20 protein-coding genes are annotated in these 25,580 nt (G+C 67.2%); 7 read left to right on the top strand and 13 right to left on the bottom strand.

What is annotated here, in order from left to right; all coding sequences use genetic code 11:
* Positions 1–270: 270 nt before the first annotated feature.
* Both pgl and zwf read right to left on the bottom strand, forming a co-directional pair.
* Positions 271–1,026, bottom strand: coding sequence for a 6-phosphogluconolactonase (pgl, locus tag AC3A4T_RS16510; protein ID WP_487676360.1), 756 nt, complete (start codon positions 1,024–1,026; stop codon positions 271–273).
* Positions 1,010–2,527 (bottom strand): glucose-6-phosphate dehydrogenase, encoded by a 1,518-nt coding sequence (gene zwf, locus AC3A4T_RS16505; RefSeq protein ID WP_487676359.1) that lies wholly within the window; start codon positions 2,525–2,527, stop codon positions 1,010–1,012. The genes pgl and zwf overlap by 17 nt, the downstream gene beginning before the upstream one ends.
* Before the next feature lie 148 nt (positions 2,528–2,675).
* On the opposite strand from zwf, the gene AC3A4T_RS16500 reads away from it, so the two are divergent.
* The 3 genes from AC3A4T_RS16500 to nagA are packed head-to-tail and all read left to right on the top strand — an operon-like array spanning position 2,676 to position 5,633.
* Positions 2,676–3,428, top strand: a complete 753-nt coding sequence (locus AC3A4T_RS16500) for a GntR family transcriptional regulator (RefSeq protein WP_036103525.1) — start codon at positions 2,676–2,678, stop codon at positions 3,426–3,428.
* A 35-nt stretch (positions 3,429–3,463) separates the two neighbouring features.
* Positions 3,464–4,474, top strand: coding sequence for an SIS domain-containing protein (locus AC3A4T_RS16495; RefSeq protein WP_487676570.1), 1,011 nt, complete (start codon positions 3,464–3,466; stop codon positions 4,472–4,474).
* Between the two features lie 13 nt (positions 4,475–4,487).
* Entirely contained in the window at positions 4,488–5,633 is a 1,146-nt protein-coding gene (gene nagA / locus AC3A4T_RS16490; RefSeq protein WP_487676358.1) for an N-acetylglucosamine-6-phosphate deacetylase, read from the top strand.
* Between the two features lie 355 nt (positions 5,634–5,988).
* On the opposite strand, the gene AC3A4T_RS16485 is transcribed toward nagA, so the two are convergent.
* The 3 genes from AC3A4T_RS16485 to AC3A4T_RS16475 form a co-directional block, all read right to left on the bottom strand.
* Complete coding sequence (locus tag AC3A4T_RS16485) at positions 5,989–7,449, bottom strand: amidohydrolase family protein (RefSeq protein ID WP_487676357.1); 1,461 nt, start codon at positions 7,447–7,449, stop codon at positions 5,989–5,991.
* A 150-nt stretch (positions 7,450–7,599) separates the two neighbouring features.
* Positions 7,600–8,145 carry a hypothetical protein gene (locus tag AC3A4T_RS16480; RefSeq protein WP_487676356.1) on the bottom strand — a complete coding sequence of 182 codons (546 nt, stop codon included), beginning with the start codon at positions 8,143–8,145 and terminating at the stop codon, positions 7,600–7,602.
* A 20-nt stretch (positions 8,146–8,165) separates the two neighbouring features.
* Positions 8,166–8,864: a hypothetical protein gene (locus AC3A4T_RS16475; RefSeq protein ID WP_487676355.1), complete on the bottom strand. Its 699-nt coding sequence runs from the start codon at positions 8,862–8,864 to the stop codon at positions 8,166–8,168.
* Positions 8,865–9,103: 239 nt separating this feature from the next.
* Between AC3A4T_RS16475 and AC3A4T_RS16470 the strand changes: the two genes are divergently transcribed.
* Entirely contained in the window at positions 9,104–10,537 is a 1,434-nt protein-coding gene (locus AC3A4T_RS16470; RefSeq protein WP_487676354.1) for a hypothetical protein, read from the top strand.
* 532 nt (positions 10,538–11,069) lie between these two features.
* Positions 11,070–14,759, top strand: a complete 3,690-nt coding sequence (locus AC3A4T_RS16465; protein ID WP_487676353.1) for an indolepyruvate ferredoxin oxidoreductase family protein — start codon at positions 11,070–11,072, stop codon at positions 14,757–14,759.
* A gap of 452 nt (positions 14,760–15,211) precedes the next feature.
* Here the strand turns inward: AC3A4T_RS16465 and AC3A4T_RS16460 are convergent, their stop codons facing one another.
* The 3 genes from AC3A4T_RS16460 to AC3A4T_RS16450 form a co-directional block, all read right to left on the bottom strand.
* Positions 15,212–15,460, bottom strand: a complete 249-nt coding sequence (locus tag AC3A4T_RS16460) for a hypothetical protein (RefSeq protein WP_487676352.1) — start codon at positions 15,458–15,460, stop codon at positions 15,212–15,214.
* Positions 15,461–15,492: 32 nt separating this feature from the next.
* A complete protein-coding gene (locus tag AC3A4T_RS16455) occupies positions 15,493–16,260 on the bottom strand; it encodes an anti-sigma factor family protein (protein WP_487676351.1) in 768 nt (255 codons plus the stop codon).
* A 70-nt stretch (positions 16,261–16,330) separates the two neighbouring features.
* Positions 16,331–16,846, bottom strand: coding sequence for an RNA polymerase sigma factor (locus tag AC3A4T_RS16450; protein WP_487676350.1), 516 nt, complete (start codon positions 16,844–16,846; stop codon positions 16,331–16,333).
* A 182-nt stretch (positions 16,847–17,028) separates the two neighbouring features.
* Between AC3A4T_RS16450 and AC3A4T_RS16445 the strand changes: the two genes are divergently transcribed.
* Both AC3A4T_RS16445 and AC3A4T_RS16440 read left to right on the top strand, forming a co-directional pair.
* Positions 17,029–18,138: a catalase family peroxidase gene (locus AC3A4T_RS16445; protein ID WP_487676349.1), complete on the top strand. Its 1,110-nt coding sequence runs from the start codon at positions 17,029–17,031 to the stop codon at positions 18,136–18,138.
* Positions 18,135–18,749 carry a cytochrome b gene (locus AC3A4T_RS16440; protein WP_487676348.1) on the top strand — a complete coding sequence of 205 codons (615 nt, stop codon included), beginning with the start codon at positions 18,135–18,137 and terminating at the stop codon, positions 18,747–18,749. The genes AC3A4T_RS16445 and AC3A4T_RS16440 overlap by 4 nt, the downstream gene beginning before the upstream one ends.
* Positions 18,750–18,932: 183 nt before the next feature.
* Here the strand turns inward: AC3A4T_RS16440 and AC3A4T_RS16435 are convergent, their stop codons facing one another.
* The 5 genes from AC3A4T_RS16435 to AC3A4T_RS16415 all read right to left on the bottom strand — a co-directional run bounded on the left by AC3A4T_RS16435 (position 18,933) and on the right by AC3A4T_RS16415 (position 25,462).
* The gene (locus AC3A4T_RS16435) at positions 18,933–19,331 is read right to left on the bottom strand and encodes a putative quinol monooxygenase (RefSeq protein WP_487676347.1); all 399 of its coding nucleotides are present in this window, start codon (positions 19,329–19,331) and stop codon (positions 18,933–18,935) included.
* A gap of 102 nt (positions 19,332–19,433) precedes the next feature.
* Entirely contained in the window at positions 19,434–20,021 is a 588-nt protein-coding gene (locus AC3A4T_RS16430; protein ID WP_487676346.1) for a 3'-5' exonuclease, read from the bottom strand.
* Between the two features lie 89 nt (positions 20,022–20,110).
* The gene (locus tag AC3A4T_RS16425) at positions 20,111–22,006 is read right to left on the bottom strand and encodes a M61 family metallopeptidase (RefSeq protein WP_487676345.1); all 1,896 of its coding nucleotides are present in this window, start codon (positions 22,004–22,006) and stop codon (positions 20,111–20,113) included.
* A gap of 206 nt (positions 22,007–22,212) precedes the next feature.
* Positions 22,213–23,640 (bottom strand): serine hydrolase domain-containing protein, encoded by a 1,428-nt coding sequence (locus AC3A4T_RS16420; RefSeq protein ID WP_487676344.1) that lies wholly within the window; start codon positions 23,638–23,640, stop codon positions 22,213–22,215.
* Positions 23,641–23,782: 142 nt separating this feature from the next.
* Complete coding sequence (locus tag AC3A4T_RS16415) at positions 23,783–25,462, bottom strand: NAD(P)/FAD-dependent oxidoreductase (RefSeq protein WP_487676343.1); 1,680 nt, start codon at positions 25,460–25,462, stop codon at positions 23,783–23,785.
* Between the last annotated feature and the right edge of the window lie 118 nt (positions 25,463–25,580).

The following is a 25,580-nucleotide window of genomic DNA, read 5'->3' as shown; positions in this document are numbered from 1 at the left end:
GAGGCCCCTTCCGAAGAGGCCGAACAGTTCCCCCCTTCGAAAAAGGGGGGTTAGGGGGATTTGCTCTTCCTACACCTTCCGCAGAAGCAAAGGCAAAAGCAAATCCCCCCACGCCGCCAGGCGGCGTGGCCCCCTTTTGTTAAAGGGGGCGACAGCAAAGGCCGAAGTGGGAGGGGAGGGAACTCTGGCCTGGCTGTCGAGACACCCAATCAGGTCGCGGGCGTCAAATGAAACGCTTGGAAACTAATGCGGGTCTTCGATTCGAACGGATCAAGGACTCCAATAAAGCGTCGGCGTCACCGGCGCACCGCTCAACACCGAACGGATCGGCAACACGCAGCGCGGATCGCGCTGCGCGGTATCGAGCACCGCGCGCTTCTTGTCGCCTTCGATATGCAGGTACAGCGCCGGCGCGGTGAAGATCGCGCTCAGGGTCAGGGTCATGCGCGGCTCGGGCATCGCCGCGGTGCGCACCGACATCACCGGCGCGCGTCCGCGCGGTTGCAGACCGATCTCGCGCAGCGCCGGATTGTCGTAGCCCAGATCCGGGAACAACGAGGCCACGTGGCCGTCGTCGCCCATGCCGAGCACCGCGACATCCAGCGGCAGACCTTCGTTGGCGATCTTGGTCAGCACCGGCATCAACGCCATTTCCGGGGTCGGCGTCGGCCGATACAGCGGCAACAAACGCGCGACCGCGGCGTTGTGCTGCAGCAGGTTCTCGCGCAGCAGACGTTCGTTGGAACGCGGATGCTCCGGCGGCAACCAACGTTCGTCGATCGGCAGCACGGTCACCCGCGCCCAATCCAGCGTCTGCGTCGACAGCGCCTGAAAGAAACGTTTCGGCGTATTACCGCCCGACAGGGCAATGCAGGCTTCGCCGTGACGGGCGAGCGCGCCGCGCAGGTCGGCGGCGACCTGTTTGGCCAGCGCCTGCGCCAATTGTTCGCCGTCGTCGAACAGGCGCTCGTGCAGCGGCAGCGGCAAGGGTTCGATCACGGTCAGTCGCTCAGCCTGCATCTTCATGCCAGGTTCTCCCGTCGCGTTCAATCAAGGCAACCGCGGCGCTCGGGCCCCAGCTGCCGGCGGTGTAGGGACGCGGCGCGTCGGCGCTCGCGGCCCAGGCGGCGCGGATCGGATCGATCCACTTCCAGGCCGCGTCGACTTCGTCGCGGCGCATGAACAACATCGGATTGCCGCGCACCACGTCCATCAGCAGACGCTCGTAGGCGTCGGCCTGACGGCCGCCGAACGCCGCGGCGAAACTCATGTCCAACGGCACGTGGCGCAGGCGCAGGCCGCCGGGGCCGGGCACCTTGTTCATCAGCCACAGCTTCACGCCTTCGTCGGGCTGCAGGCGCAGCACCAGCTTGTTCGGCGCCAGCCGGCTGGACGGATCTTGTTCGGTCAGTTCTTCGAAAATCGAATGCGGCACCTGGCGGAAGGTCACCACGATCTCCGACACTCGCTCGCCCAGGCGCTTGCCGGTGCGCAGGTAGAACGGCACGCCGGCCCAGCGCCAGTTCTTCACTTCGGCCTTGATCGCGACGAAGGTTTCGGTGAGCGACTGCGCGCCAAGCTCGTGCGCATAGCCCGGCACCGCGGCGCCGTCGACCGCGCCGGCCTTGTACTGGCCACGCACGGTGGACTGGGCGGCGTTGCCGTTGACGATCGGACGCAGCGCGCGCAGCACTTTCAGTTTTTCGTCGCGGATCGCGTCGGCGGCGAGCGAGGACGGCGGTTCCATCGCGACCAGGCACAGCAGCTGCAGCAGGTGGTTCTGGACCATGTCGCGCAGCGCGCCGGACTTGTCGTAGTACGGCGCGCGCGATTCCACGCCCACCGTTTCGGCCACGGTGATCTGCACGTGGTCGATGTGCTCGGCCTTCCACAGCGGCTCGAACAGCGCATTGCCGAAGCGCAGCGCGGTCAGGTTCTGCACCGTTTCCTTGCCGAGGTAATGATCGATGCGGAAGATCTGGGTCTCATTGAACACCCGGCCCAAGGCGTCGTTGATCGCATCGGCGCTGACGCCGTCCTTGCCGAGCGGCTTCTCGACCACCACGCGGGTCTTCGGCCCGACCAGACCGTGCGACTGCAGGCGGTCGCCGACGATGCCGAACAGGTCCGGGCCGACCGCGAGGTAGAACACCCGCACGCGTTCGTCGCCGCTGAATTCGGCCGCGAATTCCGGCCAGCCTCCGTCCGAGCTCAGGTCGAGCCGGCGGTACAGCAGCAGATCGAGGAAGCCGTCGATCGCGGCGGACTCGCGCGCGTCGAGGTTGGCGAACTTGGCCAGCGCCTCGCGCACCCGGCCGCGGTAGTCCGCGTCGCTCTGGGTGTCGCGGGCGATCGCGACGATGCGGGTGCCGGCGACGATCTGGCCGTCGGCATAACGGTGGAACAGCGCCGGCAGCAGCTTGCGCAGGGCCAGGTCGCCGGTGCCGCCGAAGATCACCAAATCAAACGGGGCCAACGGGGCGAGATGCGGCGCTTGGGACGTGGTCGGCACGGTGTAGACGCTCATGGACAGGCTCGGACAGGTCTGGGTTTAACCATACCAGTAAAGATACCAGTAAGATACCACTTCGACAAATAGACAATAAATCAACGATTTATCAAGGTTTAGCACGGCTTTGTTGCCGCCAGTGGTCTACGACTGGTATCTTTTTACCATGCAGTCCTATTTGCAAAGCGAGTTCCGCCGCCAGACCGACGCGCGCCGCGCACCGGCCTATCAACACCTGCGTCGGACCCTGCAGCACGCGATCGACAACGGCGAACTCACCGCCGGCCAGGCCCTGCCCGGCGAACGCGAGCTCGGCAAGCTGCTGGATCTGTCGCGGGTGACCGTGCGCAAGGCCATCGCCGGCCTGGTCGCCGACGGCCTGCTGGTGCAGCGCCAGGGCGCCGGCACCTTCGTCGCCGAGCGCATCGTCAAATCGTTCTCGCGCCTGACCAGCTTCACCGACGACCTGCGCGCGCGCGGGCTCGATCCGCGTTCGACTTTTCTCGAACGCGGTGTCGGCGAGGTCACGCCGGAAGAAGCGATGGCCTTGAACCTGTCGCCGGGCGCGGCGGTGATTCGCTATTACCGATTGCGCACCGCCGACGGCGTGGCGCTCGCGCTGGAACGCACGGTGGTGCCGCTCGCGGTGCTGCCCGATCCGGCGCTGGTCGAAAACTCGCTGTACGAAGCCTTCGCCAAGCTCGACATCCGCCCCGCGCGCGCGCTGCAACGGCTGCGCGCGATCGCCTTCGACGCCGAACAGGCGCGGCTGATGAACCTGCCCGAAGGCGCGCCCGGATTGTTCATCGAACGACGCACCTTCCTCGACGACGGTCGTGTCGTCGAGTTCACCCGATCCTTCTACCGTGGCGACGCTTACGACTTCGTCGCCGAACTGCAGAGCGAACCCACGCCGTGAGCACCCACACCCTGCTGGACCCGACGAGCACGCGCATGTACGCCGAGGCGCACGAAGCCGGCGACGCGGTCGCGCGCCAATTCGCCGCCAACGCCGACAGCGTCGACGAGCTGACGCAACGCCTGCAAAAACAACCGCCGCGCTTCATCGTGACCTGCGCGCGCGGCAGTTCCGATCACGCCGCGACCTACGGCAAATACTTGTTCGAAACGCAGTTGGGTTTGGTCACCGCCTCGGCCTCGCCCTCGGTCGGTTCGGTGTATGCGATCCGGCCCAAGCTGGAAGGCGCGCTGTTCGTGGCGATCTCGCAGTCGGGCAAAAGCCCCGACCTGCTGCGCAATGCCGAGATCGCCAAGGCCGCCGGCGCCTACGTGGTCGCGCTGGTCAACGTAACCGACTCGCCGTTGGCGCAACTGGCCGACACCGTGCTGGGCCTGCACGCCGGCCCGGAAACCAGCGTCGCGGCGACCAAGAGTTATCTGTGTTCGCTGGCCGCGCTGCTGCAACTGACCGCGCGCTGGAGCAACGACGCGGCGCTGTTCAACGCCGTGCATGCCTTGCCTGATGCGCTGCGCGAAGCGGCGAAGCAGGATTGGTCGCCGCTGGTCGAGGGCCTGACAGAAGCGCGCAATCTGTTCGTGATCGGCCGCGGCCTCGGCCTGGGCGCGGCGCAGGAAGCCGCGCTCAAGTTCAAGGAAACCTGCGGCCTGCACGCCGAGGCCTTCAGCAGCGCCGAGGTCAAGCACGGGCCGATGGCGATCGTCGGCCCCGGTTTCCCGGTGCTCGCCTTCGCCCAGGACGACGGCACCGGCGACGGCACGGTCGCGGTCGCGCGCGAGTTCCGCGCGCGCGGGGCGCCGGTGTGGCTGGCCGCGCCGGGCATCCACGGCGGCGACGCCTTGCCGCTCGCGCGCTCCTCGCATCCGGCGATGACCCCGCTGATCACCGTGGCGAGCTTCTACCAGGCGGTCAACGCGCTCGCGGTCGCGCGCGGCTACAACCCCGACCTGCCGCCGCATCTCAACAAAGTCACCGAGACGGTCTGAGGAACGCATCGCCATGTCCGTCACTGCCGGCGCCCTCGCCTTCGTCAACGGCCGCATTCTGAGCGAACGCGGGTTCGAATCGGATCTGAGCGTCATCGTCGAGGACGGGCATATCGTCGCGGTGTTGCCCGGGCCGGCGCCGAAGGGCGTCGAGGTCGTGGATCTGCGCGGCCAGTACCTCGCGCCCGGCTTCATCGACACCCAGGTCAACGGCGGCGGCGATGTGTTGTTCAACGATGCGCCCGATGTCGACGGCCTGCGCCGCATCGCCGCCGCGCATCGCAAGTTCGGCACCACCGGCCTGCTGCCGACCCTGATCAGCGACGACGTGTCGGTGATGCTGCGCGCGATCGACGCGGTGCGCGAGGCGATCGCGCAGGACGTGCCCGGCATTCTCGGCATTCACCTGGAAGGCCCGTACCTGGCCGCCGCGCGCAAGGGCGTGCACAACCCCGACAAGTTCCACACGCCCAGCGAGGCCGAACTCGATCAGATCGCCTCGCTCGAAGTCGGCAAGACCCTGCTGACCCTGGCGCCGGAACGTTTCGACAACGCTACCCTCGAAGCACTGGCCGCGCGCGGCGTGGTGCTCAGCGCCGGCCACACCGCCGCCGATTACGACCGCCTGCGCGACGCGTTCGCCCATGGCGTCAGCGGTGTGACCCACCTGTTCAACGCGATGACTCCGCTCGGCAGTCGCGAACCCGGCGGTGTGGGCGCCTGCATCGAAGATCCGAATGCCTGGTGCGGGGTGATCGTCGACGGCGAACACGTCCACGACGCCTCGTTGCGTATCGCCATCGCGGCCAAGCCACGCGGCAAGATCATCCTGGTCACCGACGCGATGCCGCCGGTCGGCGGCGAGCACGAAGACTTCGTGCTGTACGGCCAGACCATGACCTGCCGCAACGGCAAATGCACCACCGCCGACGGCACCCTCGCCGGCTCCGCGCTCGACATGGCGACCGCGGTGCGCAACACCGTGCAGCGGCTCGGCCTGCCGCTGGACGAAGCCTGCCGCATGGCGTCGACCTACCCGGCCGACTTCATCGGCCTGGGCCATGAACTTGGGCGCATCGCGCCGGGGTATCGCGCCGATCTGGTGGCGCTGGACGATGGGTTGCGGGTGACGGATAGCTGGATCGCTGGCTTGCGTTGAGCGCCACGCAATCGTTCAAATCTTCGCGCTCGTTCAAACCTGCCGCGTTGCAACACCCGCCCGTGCTGTCCCCCCCTTTGCAAAAGGGCGGCAGGGGGGATTTGCTTTTCGCTCAAATCGCAACGCCATCCCAGCAAAAAGCGAATCCCCCGCGCCACAAACGTCATCTCGCTACCCAATAGACGCCGTGCGCTCGCCCCCTTTTCCAAAGGGGGCAAACCAACGCGCTTGTCCGTACGAAATACCGACATCGCGATCGCAAACTGCCGAACCATGAAGCGACCGCTTTTGCTGTTCCTCCCTTTGGAAAAGGGGGCTGTGGGATTCGCTTTTCGCTCAAGTCATCGGCGCAAGCTCAATGCAACCCCACCTTCCCCTTCATCGCCTCGAAGATCGCCTCGGTTTTGTAGCCTTTTCCTTCCTTGAACACCAACGGCATCCGCTCGATCGCGCTCGCATCGCGAGTCGGATCGCCATCGATCATCACAACGTCGGCGCGCTTGCCCACTTCCAGGCTGCCGATGCTCGCATCGCGACCCAGATAGCGCGCGCCGTTCAAGCTGGCCACCCGCACCGCCTGTTCGAACGAAAATCCCGCTTCGACCATCAGCTGGATCTGGCGCTTGCTCGCATAACCCGGAATCACTCCGCCGTAACCGGTCGGATCGGTGCCGGCCAGCAACAGACCACCGGCATCGACGAAGCGCTTCTCCCACTGGCCGAGCTTGGGAAACAACCGCGCCCATTCCCAATCGGCCGGCTTGGCCTGCATCGATGCCCAGCCCGCTTCGTACTGCTCGCGCACTTCCGGCAACAGCAGCGACAGCGCCGCCTCGGGCACCTTGGGCCGCCGCGCCACCAGGGTCTCGAACACCGGCAGAGTCGAGGTGATCGCGACCTTGCGCGCGACCAGCAGATCGATCAACTCGCGCATCCGCGGCGCGTCGACGTCGAGATCGGCGAGCGAGCGGGTGATCGACGCGGGGCAGGTATCGGCCTGTTTGTCGGTCACGAAATCCGACGCAAACGCGAAGCCGTGTTCCAGATTGTCGATGCCCATCGCCGAGGCTTCGGCGAAGGTCACCGAACACAGATGCGCGGTGACCTTGCGCGACCGCCGATGCGCGACTTCGACGATGCGTTGCAACTCATCGCGGCGAATGTGCATGTAGGCCTTGTACGAATCCACGCCCTCGTCGGCCCAGTAACTCACCGCGCGTTCGGCGTCGTCCGCGCCGTTGACGACCTTGACCGCCAGCACCGCCAGCCCGGGGCCGTTGAGCAGCGGCGCGGTCACGTCCATGTCCGGCCCGGCGATCGCGCCGGCCTGAATCTGCGCGCGCATGTTGAGGTCGGCGTACGGCAGCATCGCGCCAGCGGTGCGCAGGGTGGTCACGCCGCCGGCCAGGTACAGCGCCGGAAAGCTATAGACCATCTCCGAATAATTGCCGTGCCCGGTCGGATAGAACATGTGCTCGTGCATCATCACCAGACCCGGCAACAAGGTCTTGCCGCGCGCGTCGATCACGGTTGCGTCTTTCGGGATCGCAACACGTCCGCTCGCGCCCAAGGCGCGGATTTTTCCATCCTCGATCAACAAGGTCTGATCGCGCCGGATCGGCGCGCCGGTGCCGTCGACCACGTCGGCATGGGTGAAGGCCAGCAAGGATTGTTCGTAGGCCAGGAACGACGATTTGTTTGGCGCCTTGGCCGCGGCCGGCACGTCCGTGGATTTGGCTGGCTCGGTCGCTCCGACGGCCACGGACATGCACAACGACAACGCGAATGCGAATGCGATCGAACGACTCAAGTTCATGACGGCTCCCCAGCCTGGCGCGAATGATCCGCAGCGAATGAAACGGCGACGGCTCGCGTAGCGCGTCGGTTCCTCAGTATCGGCGCTTCGCCGCCGCGGCACCTGTCTGTGCTTGGCGGGTGCGAGTGCGGCCCCGCACGCCGATGCGGATCAATCGCTGAGCCAGACCCGCATGAACTTGCGATGCTTGTTGCTCCAGAAAAACAGCGAAGCGGCGCTTTCGGGCCTGAAGTACAGCAAGCTCGCATCGGCCAGTCGCAGCTTCGGACGCTGCGCATCGGCACCGAAGTTGCAATCGGGCGCCGTGTCGAAACAGGCGTAGGCGATCAGTCCCGACTTGACGGTGTCGATGGCCATGATCAGGTTCGACCTGCCGCGTCCCGAAGGCCGGGGGATTTCGTCGAGCTTGATCCAGACCGCGCCTTGCCGCGCTTGCGACAGTCGCACCCACAAGGCTTCGCCGCCGGCACGCGATTTGAGCATCCGGCCGAGATCGTTCACGCCATCGCCGTTGAAGTCGGCGCGGACTTCGGCATGGCGCGAGCGCGAATCGTCGCGCAGCGGATCGCTCAATTCGTCATCGGTGGGCAGGCGCCAACCCGAGGGAAGATCGGCGCCCCGCCCGGATGCCGCGACCGCGCTGATCGTGCACAGGCACAGCAGCATCGCGAGCAAACCGCATCGCGCAGTGCGCATGATCGAAGGCGTCGCCGCGCTCATGCCTGCGAGTCCGAGTCCGCCACCGGCATCACCCAGCGCTCCTGCCCACCTTCGATCTCCAGCAACCTGTACTCGCTACTATCCGCTGGCGTCGCATCACCCACATCGCAATACACCCTGCAAGCCAGCGCTTCGGCCAGAAAACGGCCAAAATCCGCCGACGTGGCCCAATGTTCGGAGCGATACACGCTCACGCCGATCTGCTCGCCGTCCAGCGCGATCAACGACACATGCGCGTCGGCGCAGAGGTAGGTGTGGGGATCGCCCGAGTCGCGCGTCTGCGCGATCAGCGGGCCGAGCGCCTGGCTCAGCACCGCCAGCACCTGGTGCCGGCTTGGGCCGAACACGCGCGCGTCGACGCCGTGTTCGACCGACCACGATGCGCTATCCCCCTCATCCTCGGCCGATGCTGGTTGCACCGGTGTTCCGCAGCCGGCGCAGAAGCTCGCGCGCGGCGTGCGCAGCGGGAATCGGCAGTGTCGGCAGAACGGGCCGCAGTCGACGGCGCGGTGATGCCATATCGCGTTGGGCTGGGTCTCGACGAATCCAGTCAGGCGCGCATACAGACGGCATGCGGAGGTCTGCGGCGGACAATCCGCCAGGCTCGCGCCGGTCTGCCTGCGATAGGCCTGGATGTCCTCGATGGTCTTGGTCAACGCGGGCGACATCAACGCCCATTCGCGCTCGTCGAGCATCGGGATCAAGGTCTTGCATCGCCAGCAGTGCAGATTCTTCGCCACGTGCGCTAGGTCCTTGGGTCGGCTTGCTGCGCGTCGATCGAACCAGACGCCGCGGAAACAGGCGCGGCGGCGTGGCGAACTAGCCGGCCGGGTCGCCTTTCGTCCAGAAAATCCGATCATTTCACGGAACTTTTATACCCGCCGGCGCCACTGGTAGCACAGTACGCAAACGGTCTAGCAAATGGAGATGCACGATGGGTGAGCCCACCGGTCCTGGCAATGGACAGACACCGCCGCAGAGCGGTTCGCCGACCCCGCCGCCGCCGGACGTGCGCCTGCAGCCGTTCGGCATTCCATTACCGCAGCCGCAGTGGCCGGACATGTCCGCGACCGGGCCGTGGCCGCTGCCACCGGGGTCGCCACCGGGCACGGTGCCGGGGTTCCGCATCCCGCCCTCGCAAGACCCGCTGAGCGTGCTCGGCCCGGGCCTGGGAGCGGCCGGATTGACCGCGCCGGTCACCCTGCCCGGGCGGTCGGAAGGATCGGGCATCACCTGGTCGGGCAACACCCCGCTGCTCGGTCACTTTCAGCGGCAGACGATCACCGGCCCGGACGGCAGCGTGACCTCGATCGGCGCCACCCTCACCGATCCGCGCAACGGCGTGGTGTCGGGGTACGCGGGTGCGAGCACCGGCCCTTTCAACCTGGCCATTGGCGGCAACCAGAACGGCTTCGTGGCCGCCGGCAGCCAGACCAACGGCGTCGATACCCTGTCGCTGGGCGTGGCCGGCAACCTGCAGACCCAGACCTATACCGGCTTCGGCAGCCTGCAGCTCGGCGTGAACCAGTGGACCGCGCAGTATTCGCAGTCGCCGGCCGGGGCCAACGCATCGCTGGGCGCCGCGCGCGACCTCGGCGGCGGGACCTCGCTCAGCGCCGGCGTGAACTACAACGGCGCGACCGACACCACCCGCTTCAACGGCGCCTACGCCGGCGGGGCGCACGGCTTCAATCTCAACGGCGCGGTCGTGCTCAGTCCGCAGGGCACGCGGATCGAAGCCGCCGCCAACGCACCGCTGGGCACCAACGACTGGCTGCGCCTGGGCGTGGCCGGCTCGGTCGGGCCGGGCGATGCGCACAGCTACGGCCCCACTGTTTCGGCCACCCTCGCGCCGGGCCTCACCGCGAACGGTCAGGCCCGGTTCGAACGCGATCTGACCGGACGCGATTCGTTCACCGCCGGCGCGGACTTCCGCTATCGGATGCCCGACAGCCCGTTCAGCGTGCGCGCGGGCGGTTCGGTGACCGACGGCCGGCCGCAGGGCTATATCGGCTTCGATCTGACCTTCCCGTTCGGCGGCGGCTCGCGCTCGCCGGCGCCGTCCAGGGATCACTTGCCCGATCGCCGCAGCGCACTGGAACCGCCGGCGCCCGTCGAGGGTCGCGCGCCGACCGGCCCACGCACCGCGTCGGCCGCCGACGACCCGAACGCGCTGATCCATGGATTGATGACCGGCGACCGCGGCGCTCTGGACGCGGCGCGCAACCTGCCCGCGGGTCAGGAGATGCGCCGGCAGGCGGTGGCCGCCGTCGATCGCCAGGAGCAGCAGCAGGTAGCGCAGGCGCCCGACACCCAACAGGCGGTACAAGCGGATGCGCCGTCGCATGGAGCGCGCTCGATCGGTTAGACGGCGGCGGCGGAAGCGCCGGAGCGGTCCATCGAAGCCGGCAGGTCTCGACCCGGATCGGGTGGGACCCTGCCTGCTCGAATCAGGCGACGGCTACGGACGAGGCTCGGCCACGTCGAACCGGCAAAACGCCTGCCTCGCCGCGTCGCGGGCTACCGCTCCGACGACGCGCGATCCCACGCCAACACCGCATTGAAAACCTCGACAACCGTCGCGATCGCCACGCGCCGCCGGCCTTTGCCTAAATGGGGTGGAATGCGCTCGCCGCGCCGCCCTGTTACGACCAAACCGCCGCAGGGTTTCGAACCACGCGCTTTCGGACCACACGGTAGCGCACGTCACTGGCGGCCACAGCCAGAACCCGCCCCCGTCCCGGCACACCCGCTCCGCCTTTCGGCCCCAATCCCCGCGATTGCTATAATTCCGAGTCTTTGCTCGGTCCCCGGCGCGCCACCGCCGGCCCGGCCCGTCGCTGCACCGTCCGCCGAACGCCCCCGCCAGCCAACCCGCGGCACCGCCGCGAGAGCCCGCCATGACCAGCACCGCAGAACTCAGCTCGCCCTCGTCGGCGAATACCGCCCTGACCAACAGTGTCCTCGATCCGGACTACGGCCTCGAGCATAAGTACACCCGTCAGGAGGGCCGCATCTACCTGTCCGGCGTGCAGGCGCTGGTGCGCCTGCCGCTGATGCAGCGCCTGCGCGACCAGGCCGCCGGCCTGAACACGGCCGGCTTCATCTCCGGCTACCGCGGCTCGCCGCTGGGCGGGTTCGACCTGGAGCTGTGGCGCGCGCGCAAGCACCTGGAAGCGGCCGGGGTGAAATTCACCCCCGGCCTCAACGAAGACCTGGGCGCGACCATGGTCTGGGGCACCCAGCAGACCAACCTGTTCCCCGGCGCCAAGGTCGAAGGCGTGTACGGCATGTGGTACGGCAAGGGCCCGGGCGTGGACCGCACCGGCGACGTGCTCAAGCACGCCAACGCCGCCGGCACCAGCAAGTACGGCGGTGTGCTGGCGCTGGCCGCCGACGATCACGCCTGCCGCTCCTCGACCCTGCCGCACGGTTCGGAAGGCGAGTTCACCAGCGCGATGATGCCGATCCTCAATCCGGCCGGCGTGCAGGACATCCTCGACATGGGCCTGATCGGCTGGGCCATGTCGCGTTACACCGGCCGCTGGGTCGGCTTCAAGACCATCGCCGAGACGGTCGAATCGTCCGCGTCCGTGGACGTCAATCCGCTCGCGCTCAACATCATCACCCCGGACGATTTTGTTCTGCCGCCGGGCGGCCTGAGCATCCGTTGGCCCGATCCGCCGATGGACCAGGAAATGCGCCTGCACCAGTACGCGGTCAAGGCCGCGCAGGCGTTCGCGCGGGCCAACAAGATCGACCGCATCGTCATCGATTCGCCGAACGCGCGGCTGGGCATCATCACCACCGGCAAGAGCTACCTCGACGTGCTGCAGGCGCTCGAATACCTCGGCCTGGATCAGCGCGCGTGCTCGGACCTGGGCATCCGCGTGTACAAGGTCGGCATGACCTGGCCGCTGGAACCGGTCGGCCTGCGCGCGTTCGCGCGCGGTCTCGACGACATTCTGGTGGTCGAGGAGAAGCACGCCTTCATCGAAAGCCAGATGAAGGAGTCGATGTACAACTGGGACGGCGAGCGGCGTCCGTCGATCGTCGGCAAGTACGACGAAAGCGGCGAGTGGATTTTGCCGTCGACCGGCGAACTGACCCCGGCGCGCATCGCCGGCGTGATCGCGCGCCGCATCCAGCGCTTCCACGACAGCGAGCACATGCGTGAGGTGCTGCGCTGGATGGAAGAGAAGGAAAGCGAACTCGCCCTGCCGCGCGCCGCGTTCCCGCGCGTGCCGCATTACTGCTCGGGCTGCCCGCACAACACCTCGACCGTGGTGCCGGAAGGCTCGCGCGCGCTCGGCGGCATCGGTTGCCATTACATGGTGACGTGGATGGATCGCGACACCAACACCTTCACCCACATGGGCGGCGAAGGCGTGACCTGGTCGGGGCAGGCGGCATTCACCGAAACCCAGCACGTGTTCCAGAACCTCGGCGACGGTACCTATTTCCACAGCGGTTCGCTGGCGATCCGCCAGTCGGTCGCGACCGGCGTCAACATCACCTACAAGATTCTCTACAACGACGCGGTCGCGATGACCGGCGGTCAGCCGGTCGACGGGACCTTGTCGGTGCCGCAGATCGCGCATCAGGTGCGTTCGGAAGGCGTGCACACGATCGTGTTGCTGTCGGACGACATCGGCAAGTGGCACAAGCGCGAAATCTTCCCGAGCGACATGGAGTTCCACGACCGCTCCGAACTCGACGCGGTGCAAAAGCGCCTGCGCGAAGTGAAGGGCACCAGCGTGCTGATCTTCGATCAGACCTGCGCGACCGAGAAGCGCCGCCGCCGCAAGCGCGGCAAGATGGTCGATCCGCAGAAGCGGGTCATGGTCAACACGCTGGTGTGCGAAGGCTGCGGCGACTGCGGCAAGAAATCGTTCTGCGTGTCGGTGCTGCCGAAGGAAACCGAGTTCGGCCGCAAGCGCGAGATCGATCAGTCCAATTGCAATAAAGACTATTCCTGCGTGAACGGGTTCTGCCCGAGCTTCGTCACCGTCGAAGGCGGCGGCGTGCGCAAGAAGAAGGGTTCGGCCAAGGATCGCCTCGCCGATCTGCCGATGCCGACGCTGCCGTCGCTCGACACGCCGTGGAATATCCTGATCACCGGCGTCGGCGGCACCGGCGTGGTCACCATCGGCGCGCTGCTCGGCATGGCGGGCCACCTGGAAGGCAAGGGCGCGAGCGTGCTCGACCAGACCGGTCTGGCGCAGAAGGGCGGCGCGGTCACCACGCATATCCGCATCGCCAAGACCCCGGCCGACATCCACGCGGTGCGCATCGCCGCGGGCGAAGCCGACCTCGTGCTCGGTTGCGACATGGTCGTGGTCAACGATTACTGGGCGCTGTCGAAGGTGCGCGCCGGCCGCAGCCAGGTCGTGCTCAACAGCTACGAAGCGATGCCGGGCACCTTCACCACCCGTCCGGACATGCAGTTCCCGGCGACCGACATCGTCGCCGCGATCAAGCAGGCGCTCGGCGGACAGGATCCGCTGATCGTCGACGCGACCCAACTCGCCACCGCGCTGCTCGGCGATGCGATCGCGACCAATCTGTTCATCCTGGGCTACGCCTGGCAGCGCGCGCTGGTGCCGATCACCTTCGATGCGCTGATGCGCGCGGTCGAACTCAACGGCGCGGCGATCGAAATGAACAAGACCGCGTTCGCCTGGGGCCGCCTGGCCGCGATCGATCCGCAGTCGGTGGCCGAAGCCGCCGGCGTGACCCGCAAGGTGCCGACCGCGGCCGAAGCCACCCCGCACGCCCTGCCGCATCTGGCGCCGGGCGAGTGGGAAGGCAACGAATGGGGCGCCACCTCGGCGCCGCGCGCGACCCGCAACGAAGACGAACTGCGCCACGTGCCCGCGCAGGCCGACGGCGACAACGTCGCGTTCCTGCCGCTCGACGATCTGCGCCTGTCGCGTTCGCTCGATGAGCTGATCGCGCGCCGCGTCGCCTTCCTGACCGAGTATCAGGACGCCGCCTACGCCAAGCGCTATTCGGACTTCGTCGCCAAGGTGCGCAGCGCCGAACAGGCCAAGGCGCCGGGTTCGACCGATCTGGCCGAAGCGGTCGCGCGTTACTTCTTCAAGCTCATGGCCTACAAGGACGAGTACGAAGTCGCGCGCCTGTACACCAGCGGCGATTTCCAGCGCAAGCTGGAGCAGCAGTTCGAAGGCGACTACAAGCTCAAGTTCCACCTCGCCCCGCCGCTGCTGGCCAAGAAGGACGCGCAGGGTCGCCTGATCAAGCAGGAATTCGGCCCGTGGGTGTTCACCGCGTTCAAGTGGCTGGCGAAACTGCGCAAGCTGCGCGGCGGCACCTTCGACATCTTCGGCTACACCGAAGAACGCAAGATGGAGCGCCAGCTGATCGCCGACTACGAGCAGACCATCAGCGACCTGTTGCCGACCCTGGACGGCGGCAACGTCGACCTGGCCGCCGAGATCGCCGGCATCCCCGAGCACATCCGCGGCTACGGCCACGTCAAGGAAGAGCACCTGCACAAGGCCAAGGCGCGCGAGGCGGAGCTGATCAAGGAATACCGCAATCCGCTGCGGATCGTGCAGGCGGCTTGAGGGTTGGTCGGTTGCAATAAAAAGCCCCGCGAAAGCGGGGTTTTTTATGATCTCAGGGGCAAGGCAAGAGCAAATCCCCCTGCCCCCTCTTTTTCAAAGTTGGGAATCCCCAGCAGGGATGTTTCAGGTCGCGTCGCTTCGGTCGCTTCGCGCCCGACTTCGACTTCGACTTCGACTTCGACAAATCCTGTCGTGCTTTTCCCCCTCTGAAAAAGGGGGCAGGGGGGCGATTTGCTTTTGACGCACGCCTGACGAAATCGCGCTGTCGAGCCACGCGCGTCAAGTCGTGCCGATGAAGCCACCCGAACGCGGAAACCGAGCCGGACCGGGTCAATTGACGCTAACCCGATCGCATGGCATCGCAATACGCTAAGCTGCGAATCAAAAAACCTCGAAAACACCCGTCGGCCCCAACGCCTCGCGCGGAACCGCTACCCGCCTCGACGCTTCGCTCAGATATCCAGCCGCCGAATGATCTCGCTCGCGGCGTCGCGGACCTTCGCCGAATCGGTCGGCATGCGCGAATCGGTCAGCGACACCTTGACCAGTTCCATCCGCGCCGTTTCCAGCGCCGCATCGGCATTGTGCGAGATGGCGTGGCGCCGCCAGTCCTGTTGCGTCGCCGAGCCCTCGGCCAACGAGCGCAGAAAATCGGCGAACCCGTCGTGCGCCTGCTGCGTTTCCTTCGAAACCGCCGTCATGACCGTTTTCCTCGAAATCGAACCGTGCGCGATCAGATCGCGCCTGCCAGCGCACGCCTGACGACGTTCGCCGAATCACCACGGCTCACCATCGCATAGTTGTAGTCGCCGCGCGACCAGTATTGCGCGAACAGATCGCCGTCGCGACGGTCGCCGCGCGGCAGGAGATGGCGGCGCGGCCCGGGCGGCCGGATGTAGAAGCTGATCGCGTTACCGGACGGGTCGGCATACACCACCAGCGCCGCCGCGCCCTGTTCAGTCGACAGCATCCGCACCCCCGACGGACGGAAGCCGGCCGCGCTCAGATCGGGCAGCCGCATGGGCGCGCGGAAATTGGCGTCGAGCCACGTCTGCAGGTCGCCCGTACCGTCCGTGCGATCAAGGCGCAGATCGTGACGCACCGCGAACAAGCGATGGGCGGCGATCGCATCGGCCATCGGCAGCGCTCGCGCCTGCGCCTGCAACGACGACGCGTCGTCCGACTGCGACCACACCCGCGCCTGCCAGCCGCCGAGGCCGCCCACGCCGATGCTCAGCACGATCGCCGCGGCCATCGCGTAACGCGCGTTGCGCTTGCGGGTCAGGCCGCGGCGCACGCGCGCGGGGTCGAGTTCGGGCTGCGCGTGCAAAGCCTCGCCGGCCAGCGCGGCGCGCAGTTGCTGCGCATCGCGCTGCCATGCGCGCAATTCCTCGGCCGATTCGGGATGACGCGCGAGCCAGGCCTCGACTTCGGCGCGGCGCGCGGCGTCGAGGCGTCCGTCGACGTAAGCATGCAGATCGTGTTCGCTGGGAATGTTCATTCGATGGCGCTCGCACGGTGCGATGGGAAACGATGGATCGGGTTCATTCGAACAACTTCACTGCATAACTTCATTTCAACAACCTCAACGCCGGCCCCGGCGTCTCGCCTTCGCTGAGCCGGCGCAGCGCCTGACGCGCGCGCGACAGCCGCGACATCACCGTGCCGATCGGCACCTCGAGAATGTCGGCGACTTCCTGATAGCTCAGCCCTTCCACCGAGACCCACAGCAGCAGGCTGCGCTGCTCGACCGGCAGACGTTGCATCGCCTCCAATGCCGAGCGCGCGACGAACTCGCGTTCGGCCGAGGGCTGATGCTCGTTGCTGGCCAAGCCCAAGCGCGACAACAGACCCGCATAGCGCTGCGAACGCCGCTGCGCATCGAGGAACTGGCGGTAGACGATCGCGAACAGCCACGGCCGCAGCGTCTGATCGTCGTGGCGGCTGTGCCAGCGGGTGATCGCGCGCTCCAGCGCGGCCTGGACCAAGTCGTCGGCCGCGTGCGGGTCGCGCGCGAGCCAACGCGCGAAACGCCGCAACGACGGCAGGTGTTCGCGCAGGGCGGTGTCGAGCTCGTGGGCGGGCATGGGCGGGCGGAGCGGGCGCTCGGAGAGGACGTCATGGGTGGGACGCCGCAGGCGGCAGTTTATTCCGTCGGCCCGCCGATTCCGTTGAGGATGATTGCGTTGAGGTGGTTATTCGGCCGGGTCGGGAATAAACCCCGCGGCCGGGCGTCGTACCGGTATCGCGCCCCCACCGAGACCCCGCCATGTCGCCGTCCGAACCCGACGCAGCCAACGCCTCAAGCACCTCCTCACCCACCCCGTCGCAGCCGCCCGCGCCGCTCGGCCGCTATGCCCTGATCGCGTTCGTGGTCAGCGCCGCGGCCGCCGCGTTCGGCTATGTCGCCGGCCCGCTCGACCCGCAGCGGCTCACGCCCAAGCGCATCGTCGACGATCTGCAGGCCAACGGCGGCCTGCATCCGGGTTATCGCCGCAACCACGCCAAGGGCGTGTGCGTGATCGGCTATTTCGATAGCAGCGGCGCGGCAGCGGCGTATTCGAAGGCCGGCGTGTTCGCGCGCGGACGCACGCCGGTGGTCGGGCGCTTCGCCCTGCCCGGCGGCAATCCCTATGCGCCCGACGGCGGCGTGCCGATCCGCAGCTTCGCCCTGCGCTTCACCCAGGCCGACGGCCAGCAGTGGCGGACCGGCATGAACAACATGCCGGTGTTTCCGGTCGCCACGCCGCAAGCGTTCTTCGAGCAACTGCAGGCCGGCGCGCCCGACCCGGCCACAGGCAAACCCGATCCGGCCAAGCAGAAAGCGTTCTTCGCCGCGCATCCGGAAACCGCGGCGTTCCGCGCCTGGGCGAAAGATCGCAAGCCCTCGGCGAGCTACGCCACCGAACGTTATTACGGCCTCAACGCGTTCTATTTCGTCGACGCCGCCGGCGCGCGCCAGGCGGTGCGCTGGCGCGTTGAACCCGACAACGGCGCGGCGGCGTTACCGCTGACCGCGCAGGATCAGAACGTGCTCGCCGACGAACTGGATCGGCGCCTGGCGCAGGGACCGCTGCAGTGGCGGTTGGTCGTGACGCTGGCCGCGCCGGGCGATCCGACCGCCGACGCCACCCGTGTTTGGCCATCCGACCGGCGTGAAATCGACGCCGGCCGCATCGTGCTCGCCCGCGCGCAAGCGCAGGACGCGGGCGAATGCCGCGACATCAACTACGACCCGCTGATCCTGCCCGACGGCATCGCCGGCTCCGACGACCCACTGCTGGCCGCGCGCTCGTCCGCGTACGCCGAATCCTACCGCCGCCGCACCGCCGAAGAAGCGCGGAACGGCGGCCATCCGCCGAAGGAGCTGCCCCGATGAACCGCAACGAGGAGATGTTCTGGTGGCCGGCGCGGGTGCTGCACTGGTTGATGGCGTTGATGATCGTGAGCATGCTGTTCATCGGCGCCGGCATGGTCGCGACGGTGTCGGATAAGCACACTTGGCTGCTCGCCTTGCACAAGCCGCTGGGGATTTCGATCCTCGTGCTGGCGGTACTGCGTCTTACGCTGCGTCTGCTGCGCAAACCGCCCGCGCTGCCGGCCGATCTGCCGCCGCTGCAACGATTCGCCGCGCGCGCCTCGCATTGGTTGCTGTATGCGCTGATGTTCGCGCTGCCACTGATCGGCTGGGCGATGCTGTCGGCCGGCGGTTATCCGGTCAGCCTCGGCGCCGGCATCGTGCTGCCGCCGATCGCGCCGTTCGACCCGAGCGTGTTCGCCTTGTTGCGCTGGCTGCATCGCACGTTGGCTTACCTGTTGTTCGCGACGGTGCTGCTGCATCTTGCGGCGGCGCTGTATCACGGCCTGATCCGGCGCGATGGGGTGTTGCGCAGCATGCTGTGGCGGGGTGGGATGCGCGATGACGGCGCGTCGTCGCCGCCATCGGGCGATGTGGTTGCATCGTCTGTCGAGGATGCGTCCGTGCGTTGAGATCGCAGCTGCGTTTGGGTTGCGCCGGTTGGCGTGGTCGCGGTCGCGGCTTACGCCGCTCCTACAGTGCGGATCGCAAGCCACGTATCTACCTGTAGGAGCGGCGTGAGCCGCGACCGCGAAACCGCATACACGACGAACGCCACATAAATCGCGGATATGCAAGGCGCAAGACCTATGCCATCAACGCGCCTTCGTCAGTCCGTGCCCACCGATTGGTTCGATCTCATGATGCTCATCGAAACTCGCGATCATCGGCTTGGCCTTGGCGATCGCGGCCTTCACCGACGGCAACGCCAACGAGGCGCGATGGCTGTCCTGACTGTCCCAGACTTCGCTGATCCAGATCGCATCGGCATCCTTGGGATCGCGCGCGACGATGTAACTCAGGCAACCGGGCATCGCATCGATGCCGTCGAGCAGGATCGCGATCAGGGCGTCGCGCTGGCCGACGGTGGCTTTCATCTTGCCGATCAATCCGTACATGGTCCGGGTCTCCGTGGTGGCGGCATGCCCCGGCAACGCCAACGCGAGCGCGGCGGCGCCGGTGAGGACGATGAACTGACGTCGATCGAACGGCATGCGGGTCTGGGGCGGGCGGGTGCGCGCCGACTCTAGCGCCCGATCGCGGACCGCCACAAGGACAGATCGGGGCATGCCGACGAGGGCATGCGTAAGCGCGGATCAGCGCGACGGCAAAGTCGCGCGACCGAGCGCGTACGGCATCAGCCGGGCGATATTGCGCGCATCGTCGATGCCGCGATGGTGGGTGCCGGCAAACGTAAGGCCCGCCATGCGCACCGCGCCGCCGAGCCCGGGTTTCTTGGCCAGCCCCTGCGTCTGCGCGAAGGCTTGCTTGATGTTGCGATGGGCCGCGCCGATAGGATTGGGCAGGCGATGGAAATCGCAGTCCTGCTGCAACTGGTGCAGGTCGTAATCGCCCCACGAACCCCAGACGAAATCGCGATAGCGATAAAGCCAGGGCTTGAAGGCGTCGAGCATCTGCGCGAACGACGGCGCCGCGTCGACATCGGCCTGGCGGATCGAGGTCAACTCGGTGCAAAACCCGGTCAGACGCGGGTGCCGCACGGGACGGACGAAGCTTTGGAATTCGTCGATGACTTTCAGCGTTTCGGTCTCGACCATCACCGCGCCGATCTCGATGATTTCCATCTGCGCGCGCGGGACCGATTGGTCGTCGGCGCAGGTCGCCTCGAAATCGATCAGCAGGTAGTGGGCGGGCTCCGCGCCGGTGGTGCTTCCTGTGTTCATGGGCGAAGTATGCCATGCGGGCTTTTCGGCCGCGTGCCCTCACCCCGGCCCTCTCCCGCGCCGCGGGAGAGGGAGTCGTCGCAGCGCGGTCAGCGTGGCGCGAAGATCTTGCTCAACCGATCCGGCGTGCCGTCGATGCGTTCGAGCTTGGGATAACGCAGGCCGTCGCGGTAATCGATGCGCACGGTCTTGATCACGTCGGCGTTCTTGACGATCAGTTCGATCGGATGCTTTCCGTCCTTGGCCGCGGTGACCGCGTCCTTGAGCCGCTCGCCGCTGGCGGTGTAGCCGTTGACCGCGAGCAGGGTGCTGCCCGGGGCGATGCCGGCGTTGAACGCGGGGCCGTCCCAGCGCACGGTGTTGATGGCGCCGTCGCCGGACAGGTTCAGGCCCAGCGAATAGGTCAGGTCGGTGTACTTGCGATCGGCTTCGGCGAACTTGAGGAAGTCGCTCGGCGTGTCGGTGTAGCTCAGTTTCCAGCCGCTCGCGGCCAGGCCGTCCAGCGGCGGCGCCTTGGCCTCGATGCGTTCGCGCAGGAAGCTCGCCCAGTCGAAGGCGGCGACCTGGTTCAAGGCGGCGACCACGTCTTCGAACTGATAGGGCTTGACCTGGTAATCGCCGTTCTCGCCGCCGAAAAACCCACGCGCGAAATCGTCGAGCGAGCGTTTCTCGCCGCTGAGCGCGCGCAGCTTGGCGTCGACCGCGAGCCACACCAGCTGGCCGCCACTGTAGTAGTCCTCGCTGAGCTGATAGCTGCCGTACGACTTCGGCCGGCGCATCGCGATCACCGGGTCCAGGGTGGTGTCCTGGATCGAACGCCAGCTCATGCCGGGACGGTCGTCGGCATAACGCGCCGCGACCATCGCCAGCGCGTCGCGCGCGAACTCGGGTTTCCACAATCCCGCGCGCGCGGTCAGCACATAGCCCCAGTATTGGGTCTGGCCTTCGTACACCCACAGCAGGCCGTCGCTGAGCGGCTGGTTGAAGTTGCTCGAGGTGATGCCGGCCGGGCGGCGGTACTTGCCGTTCCACGAATGCACGAACTCGTGCGCGAGCAGATCGCGGCCGATGATGCTGCTGCCGTCCCAGCCGGTGAAATAGTCCGGGTCGACGCCGTTTTCGCTGGAGCGATGATGCTCCAGGCCGTTGCCGCTCATCTGGCTCGACAGCGAGAACAGGAAATCGTAGTGGTCGTACTGATGCGAGCCGAACAGCTTGTAGGCCTGTCGGACCAGTTCGCGGTGCAGCTTGATCTGCTCGGGCTTGGCTTCGAGGAACTTGGGCGCGTCGGCGACGATGTTGATCCGCACCGGCACCTTCGCGCCCGGATCGAGATCGATCTGCTTGTAATGGCGGCCGGCGTACACCGGCGAATCAAGCAAGGTATCGAACGGCACGGCGCGATAGCGCAAGGTATCGCCCTGGCGCGAGTCCAGGTCCAGCGCGGTGCCGGCCTGCCAGCCGGGCGGCAGTTTCAGGGTCGGCGCGATCTGGATGCCACGCGCGTAGTAACCGGCCGGGTACAGCGCGACTTGGTTCCACTGCACGTTGAGCATGTCCGGCGTCATCACCACCCGGCCCTGGTTGCCGGCGGTCGGGGTGAGCATGTCGAAGTCGAGTTCGATCTCGCTCACGCCCGCGGGCACGGTGAGCTGGAAGGCGTAGACGTCGAGCGGGTCGCGGGTCCATGCGATCGTCTGGCCGTTGCCGCGGATGCGCAGGCCGGCGAGCTTGTCGATCGGGCCGCTGGGCGAGTGGTTGCCCTGGATCCATTGCGGGAACAGCAGGGTCAGCGGTCCGGCCTGGACCGGGATGCGTTGACGCGCGTGCAGCACTCGGCGGGCGATATCGGTGGCGTCAACCTCCAGCTGCAAGGTGCCCGGATACGGCGTGTCGCGCGGCGCCGCGGTCTGCGCGTGCGCGGCCGACAGGGGCAGCGCCGCGGCGAGCAGCACGGGCAACAGGGCGAGGGTGGGTCGACGCATGATGACTCCGGCGAGGCCTGGGACTGGATTGAGCATCCTAACCATGCCGCCGGGCTTGCCCCCTGCCATTGGGCATAGGCGCTTACCGTCGGTCCGGGGCGATGGATTGAGCAAAGCGGCCGCGCAAGATCGGGACACCCTGCAAGCCGCTTCGGCGCGTTACCACGCGCCCGCCCAATCCCGAATCCCCAATCCCCAATCCCGACTCAAGGCATCGCTTCGCCACTGCGCGCGGTGAACTCACTCTCGCCGCTGCCATCGGGGAAGAACCGCATTCCGGTCACCGCGCCCTTCGCATCGCGCTCCAGGGTCATGCGCGCGATGCGATCGGGATAGACGAAGGTATCGCGCGCCACCGCCGTCAACGCGATCGGCTTGCCGCCGATGCGCTGCACGGTCAGCGCGCCATCGACCGCCCGCAGCACCCAGGCGCGTTGCGGCGACTGCCGGTACACGCCTTCGGCCTGCTGCAGCGAGGACGCGGCGACCGGCACCGCGATGGGAGTGGGATACGCATCGCCCACCGCCACCGCGGCGAGCGTGCGGCTGAGCTTGTCCAGGCCCGGCCGGTCCGGAAGGCCGGTGTCGGTATTGGTCAGCACCGCCACCGTCGTCCTCGACTCGGGCAGGTACAGCAGATACGACGCGAACCCGAAGATCCCGCCGCCATGCGCATACCCGGTGCGTCCGCGCACCGTGACGCGGCTGATGCCGTAGCCGTAATTGCTCTTGACCGCCTTGCCTTCCGGCGAGGTCATCGCGCGGTAGTTCGCCGGCTGCAGCACCTTGCCCTGGTGCAAGGCCAGGTTCCAGCGCAGCAGATCGTCGAGCGTGGACACCAGCGCGCCGGCCGCATGCGGCTGGCTCATGTCCAGATGGCCCATCGGCGCGACCCGATCGTCGATACGGGTGTAGCCGTTGACGTAACCGGGAATCAGCGCATGCACGTCGCCGTAGCGCGTCTGCGCCAGGCCAAGCGGCTTGAACAGAGTTTCATCGAGGTAGGCATGCCAGGGTTTTCCGCTGGCCGCTTCGATCACCGCGCCGACCAGTACGTAGCCCGAATTGTTGTAGACATAGCCCTGGCCCGGCGCGAAATCCACCGGCAGATCCTTGAACACTTCGATCAAGGCCTTCGTGCTGAGGTCGCGCTTGATCGATTCGGCCATGTAGCCGTCGATGCCGGTGTAGCTCTTCACCCCGGAGGTGTGATTGAGCAACTGACGCACGCTGATCGCGCCGCCATTCGGATAATCCTTGAGGTACTTGGACACGGGATCGTCGAGCCCGACCTTGCCGGCCTCGACCAGTTTCAGCACGCCCGCCGCGGCGAACTGCTTGGTCACCGAACCGATGCGGAACACCTGGTCCGCAGTCAGCGGTACGCCGAGTTCGACGTCGGCCAGGCCGCGCGCGCCGCGGAACAGCACCTGATCGCCGCGCGCGACCAGGATCGCGATGCCCGGGCCGTCGGCGGCGGCATTGTCGGCGAGCAGTTGCCGCGCGTAGGCCGCGACCTCGGCCGCGGACGCCGGCTGCACCATCGTGGCGGCGGACGGCTCGGCCGCGGACGCGCACAACGACGGCGCGACACAAAGACCGGCGCTCAGCGCCAGCGACATCCAAACGCGCATGAACCACATCCTGTGCAGGGAAACGACCACGACCTTAGCCAGCCGCGCGCGCCGGCGACATGGCCATAAGTCAGGTCGCCGACTGCATCGTCGCGGCGCGCGCCGATGCCGCGTGCCGCCGAGGATCAGTAAACGCGGAGGCTCAGGCCGCGCGGCCCGCGTCGCCGAGGATGCTCAACGCCACCGCCTCGGCGGTGCGGATCCCGTCCACCGCCGCCGACAGAATGCCGCCGGCGTAACCGGCGCCCTCGCCGGCCGGGAACAGGCCGCGGGTGTTGAGGCTGTGGCCGTCGGCACCGCGGGTGATGCGCACCGGCGAGGACGTGCGCGTCTCCACCCCGGTCAACATCGCGTCGGGCAGGGCGAAGCCCTTGAGCTGTTTGTCGAACGCCGGCAACGCTTCGCGGATCGCGGCGATCGCATAGTCGGGCAGCGACTGACTCAGATCGCTGAGCCGTACACCGGGCGTGTAAGACGGTTGCACCGCGCCGAGCGCGGTCGAAGCGCGGCCGGCGAGGAAATCGCCGACGGTCTGGCCCGGCGCTTCGTATTCGCCGCCGCCGAGCGAGAACGCCTGCGCTTCCCAATGCCGTTGCAGGGCCACGCCGGCCAGCGGCGAACCACTGTCGTCGTAGGCCTTGTAGTCCTCCGGCGTGATCCCGACCACGATCGCCGCGTTGGCGTTGCGTTCGTTGCGCGAGTACTGGCTCATGCCATTGGTGACCACGCGGCCGGGCTCGCTGGCTGCGGCGACCACGGTGCCGCCCGGACACATGCAGAAGCTGTACACCGAACGGCCGTTGCGACAGTGATGCACCAGCTTGTAATCGGCCGCGCCGAGGATCGGATGCCCGGCCTGCGGACCGAAACGCGCCGCGTCGATCAGCGACTGCGGATGTTCGATGCGGAACCCGATCGAGAACGGTTTCGCCTCCATGAACACCCCGCGCTGGTGCAGCATCGCGAAGGTGTCGCGCGCGCTGTGACCGATCGCGAATACGACATGATCGGCGCGCAGTTGCTGGCCGTCGGCCAGACTCACTCCGCGCATCTTGCCGTCTTCGATCAGCACGTCCTCGACCCGCTGCGAGAAGCGAATTTCGCCGCCCAGCGATTCGATCGTCGCGCGCATGTTCTCGACCATCGACACCAGCCGGAACGTACCGATGTGCGGCTTGCTCACATACAGGATTTCCTCCGGAGCGCCGGCCAGCACGAATTCGCTGAGCACCTTGCGTCCGTGGTGCTGCTTGTCGCTGATCTGGCTGTAGAGCTTGCCGTCGGAGAACGTGCCCGCGCCGCCTTCGCCGAACTGCACGTTCGATTCGGGATTGAGCACGCGCTTGCGCCACAGGCCGAAGGTGTCGACGGTGCGTTCGCGCACCGCCTTGCCGCGCTCAAGGATGATCGGGCGAAAGCCCATCTGCGCCAGCACCAGGCCGACGAACAGGCCGCACGGCCCCATCCCGATCACGACTGGCCGCAGCGGCAGCGTGGCCGGCGCGCGGGCGACGAATTTGTACTCGGTGTCGGGCGTCGGCAGCACCTTGCTGGTGTCGGCCGGGCCTTTGTCGCGTTTCTTGGCCGGAGCCGGTTCCACGCCGGCCTGTTCGCGGGCGAGGATCTCGGCCTCGCGCGGGGTGTCCACGTCCAGCGAATAGATCAGCACGATGCCGCCGCGCTTGCGCGCGTCGTAGCTGCGCTTGGCGACGGTGAAACCGCTCAGGTCGGCGGCGTCGATGCGCAGGCGGGCGAGCACGGCGTCGGTGAGTGCGCGCTCGGGATGATCCAGCGGCAGGCGGAGGTCGGTGATTCGAAGCATGGCGATATTCTAAGAGGCTTCGTGGGTGGGTGGTTTTTTGGCGAGCTTCGTCAAACCGCTCCCTGCCTGGCCCCTGCCCGAACGCATGGCGTTTGGGCGTTCGCGAACGTGCGAGCCA

The organism is Lysobacter sp. Soil_N_51, from assembly GCF_057655755.1.
The sequence above is the reverse complement of the archived record's forward strand: the minus strand, read 5'-3'. Positions and strand labels throughout refer to the sequence as shown.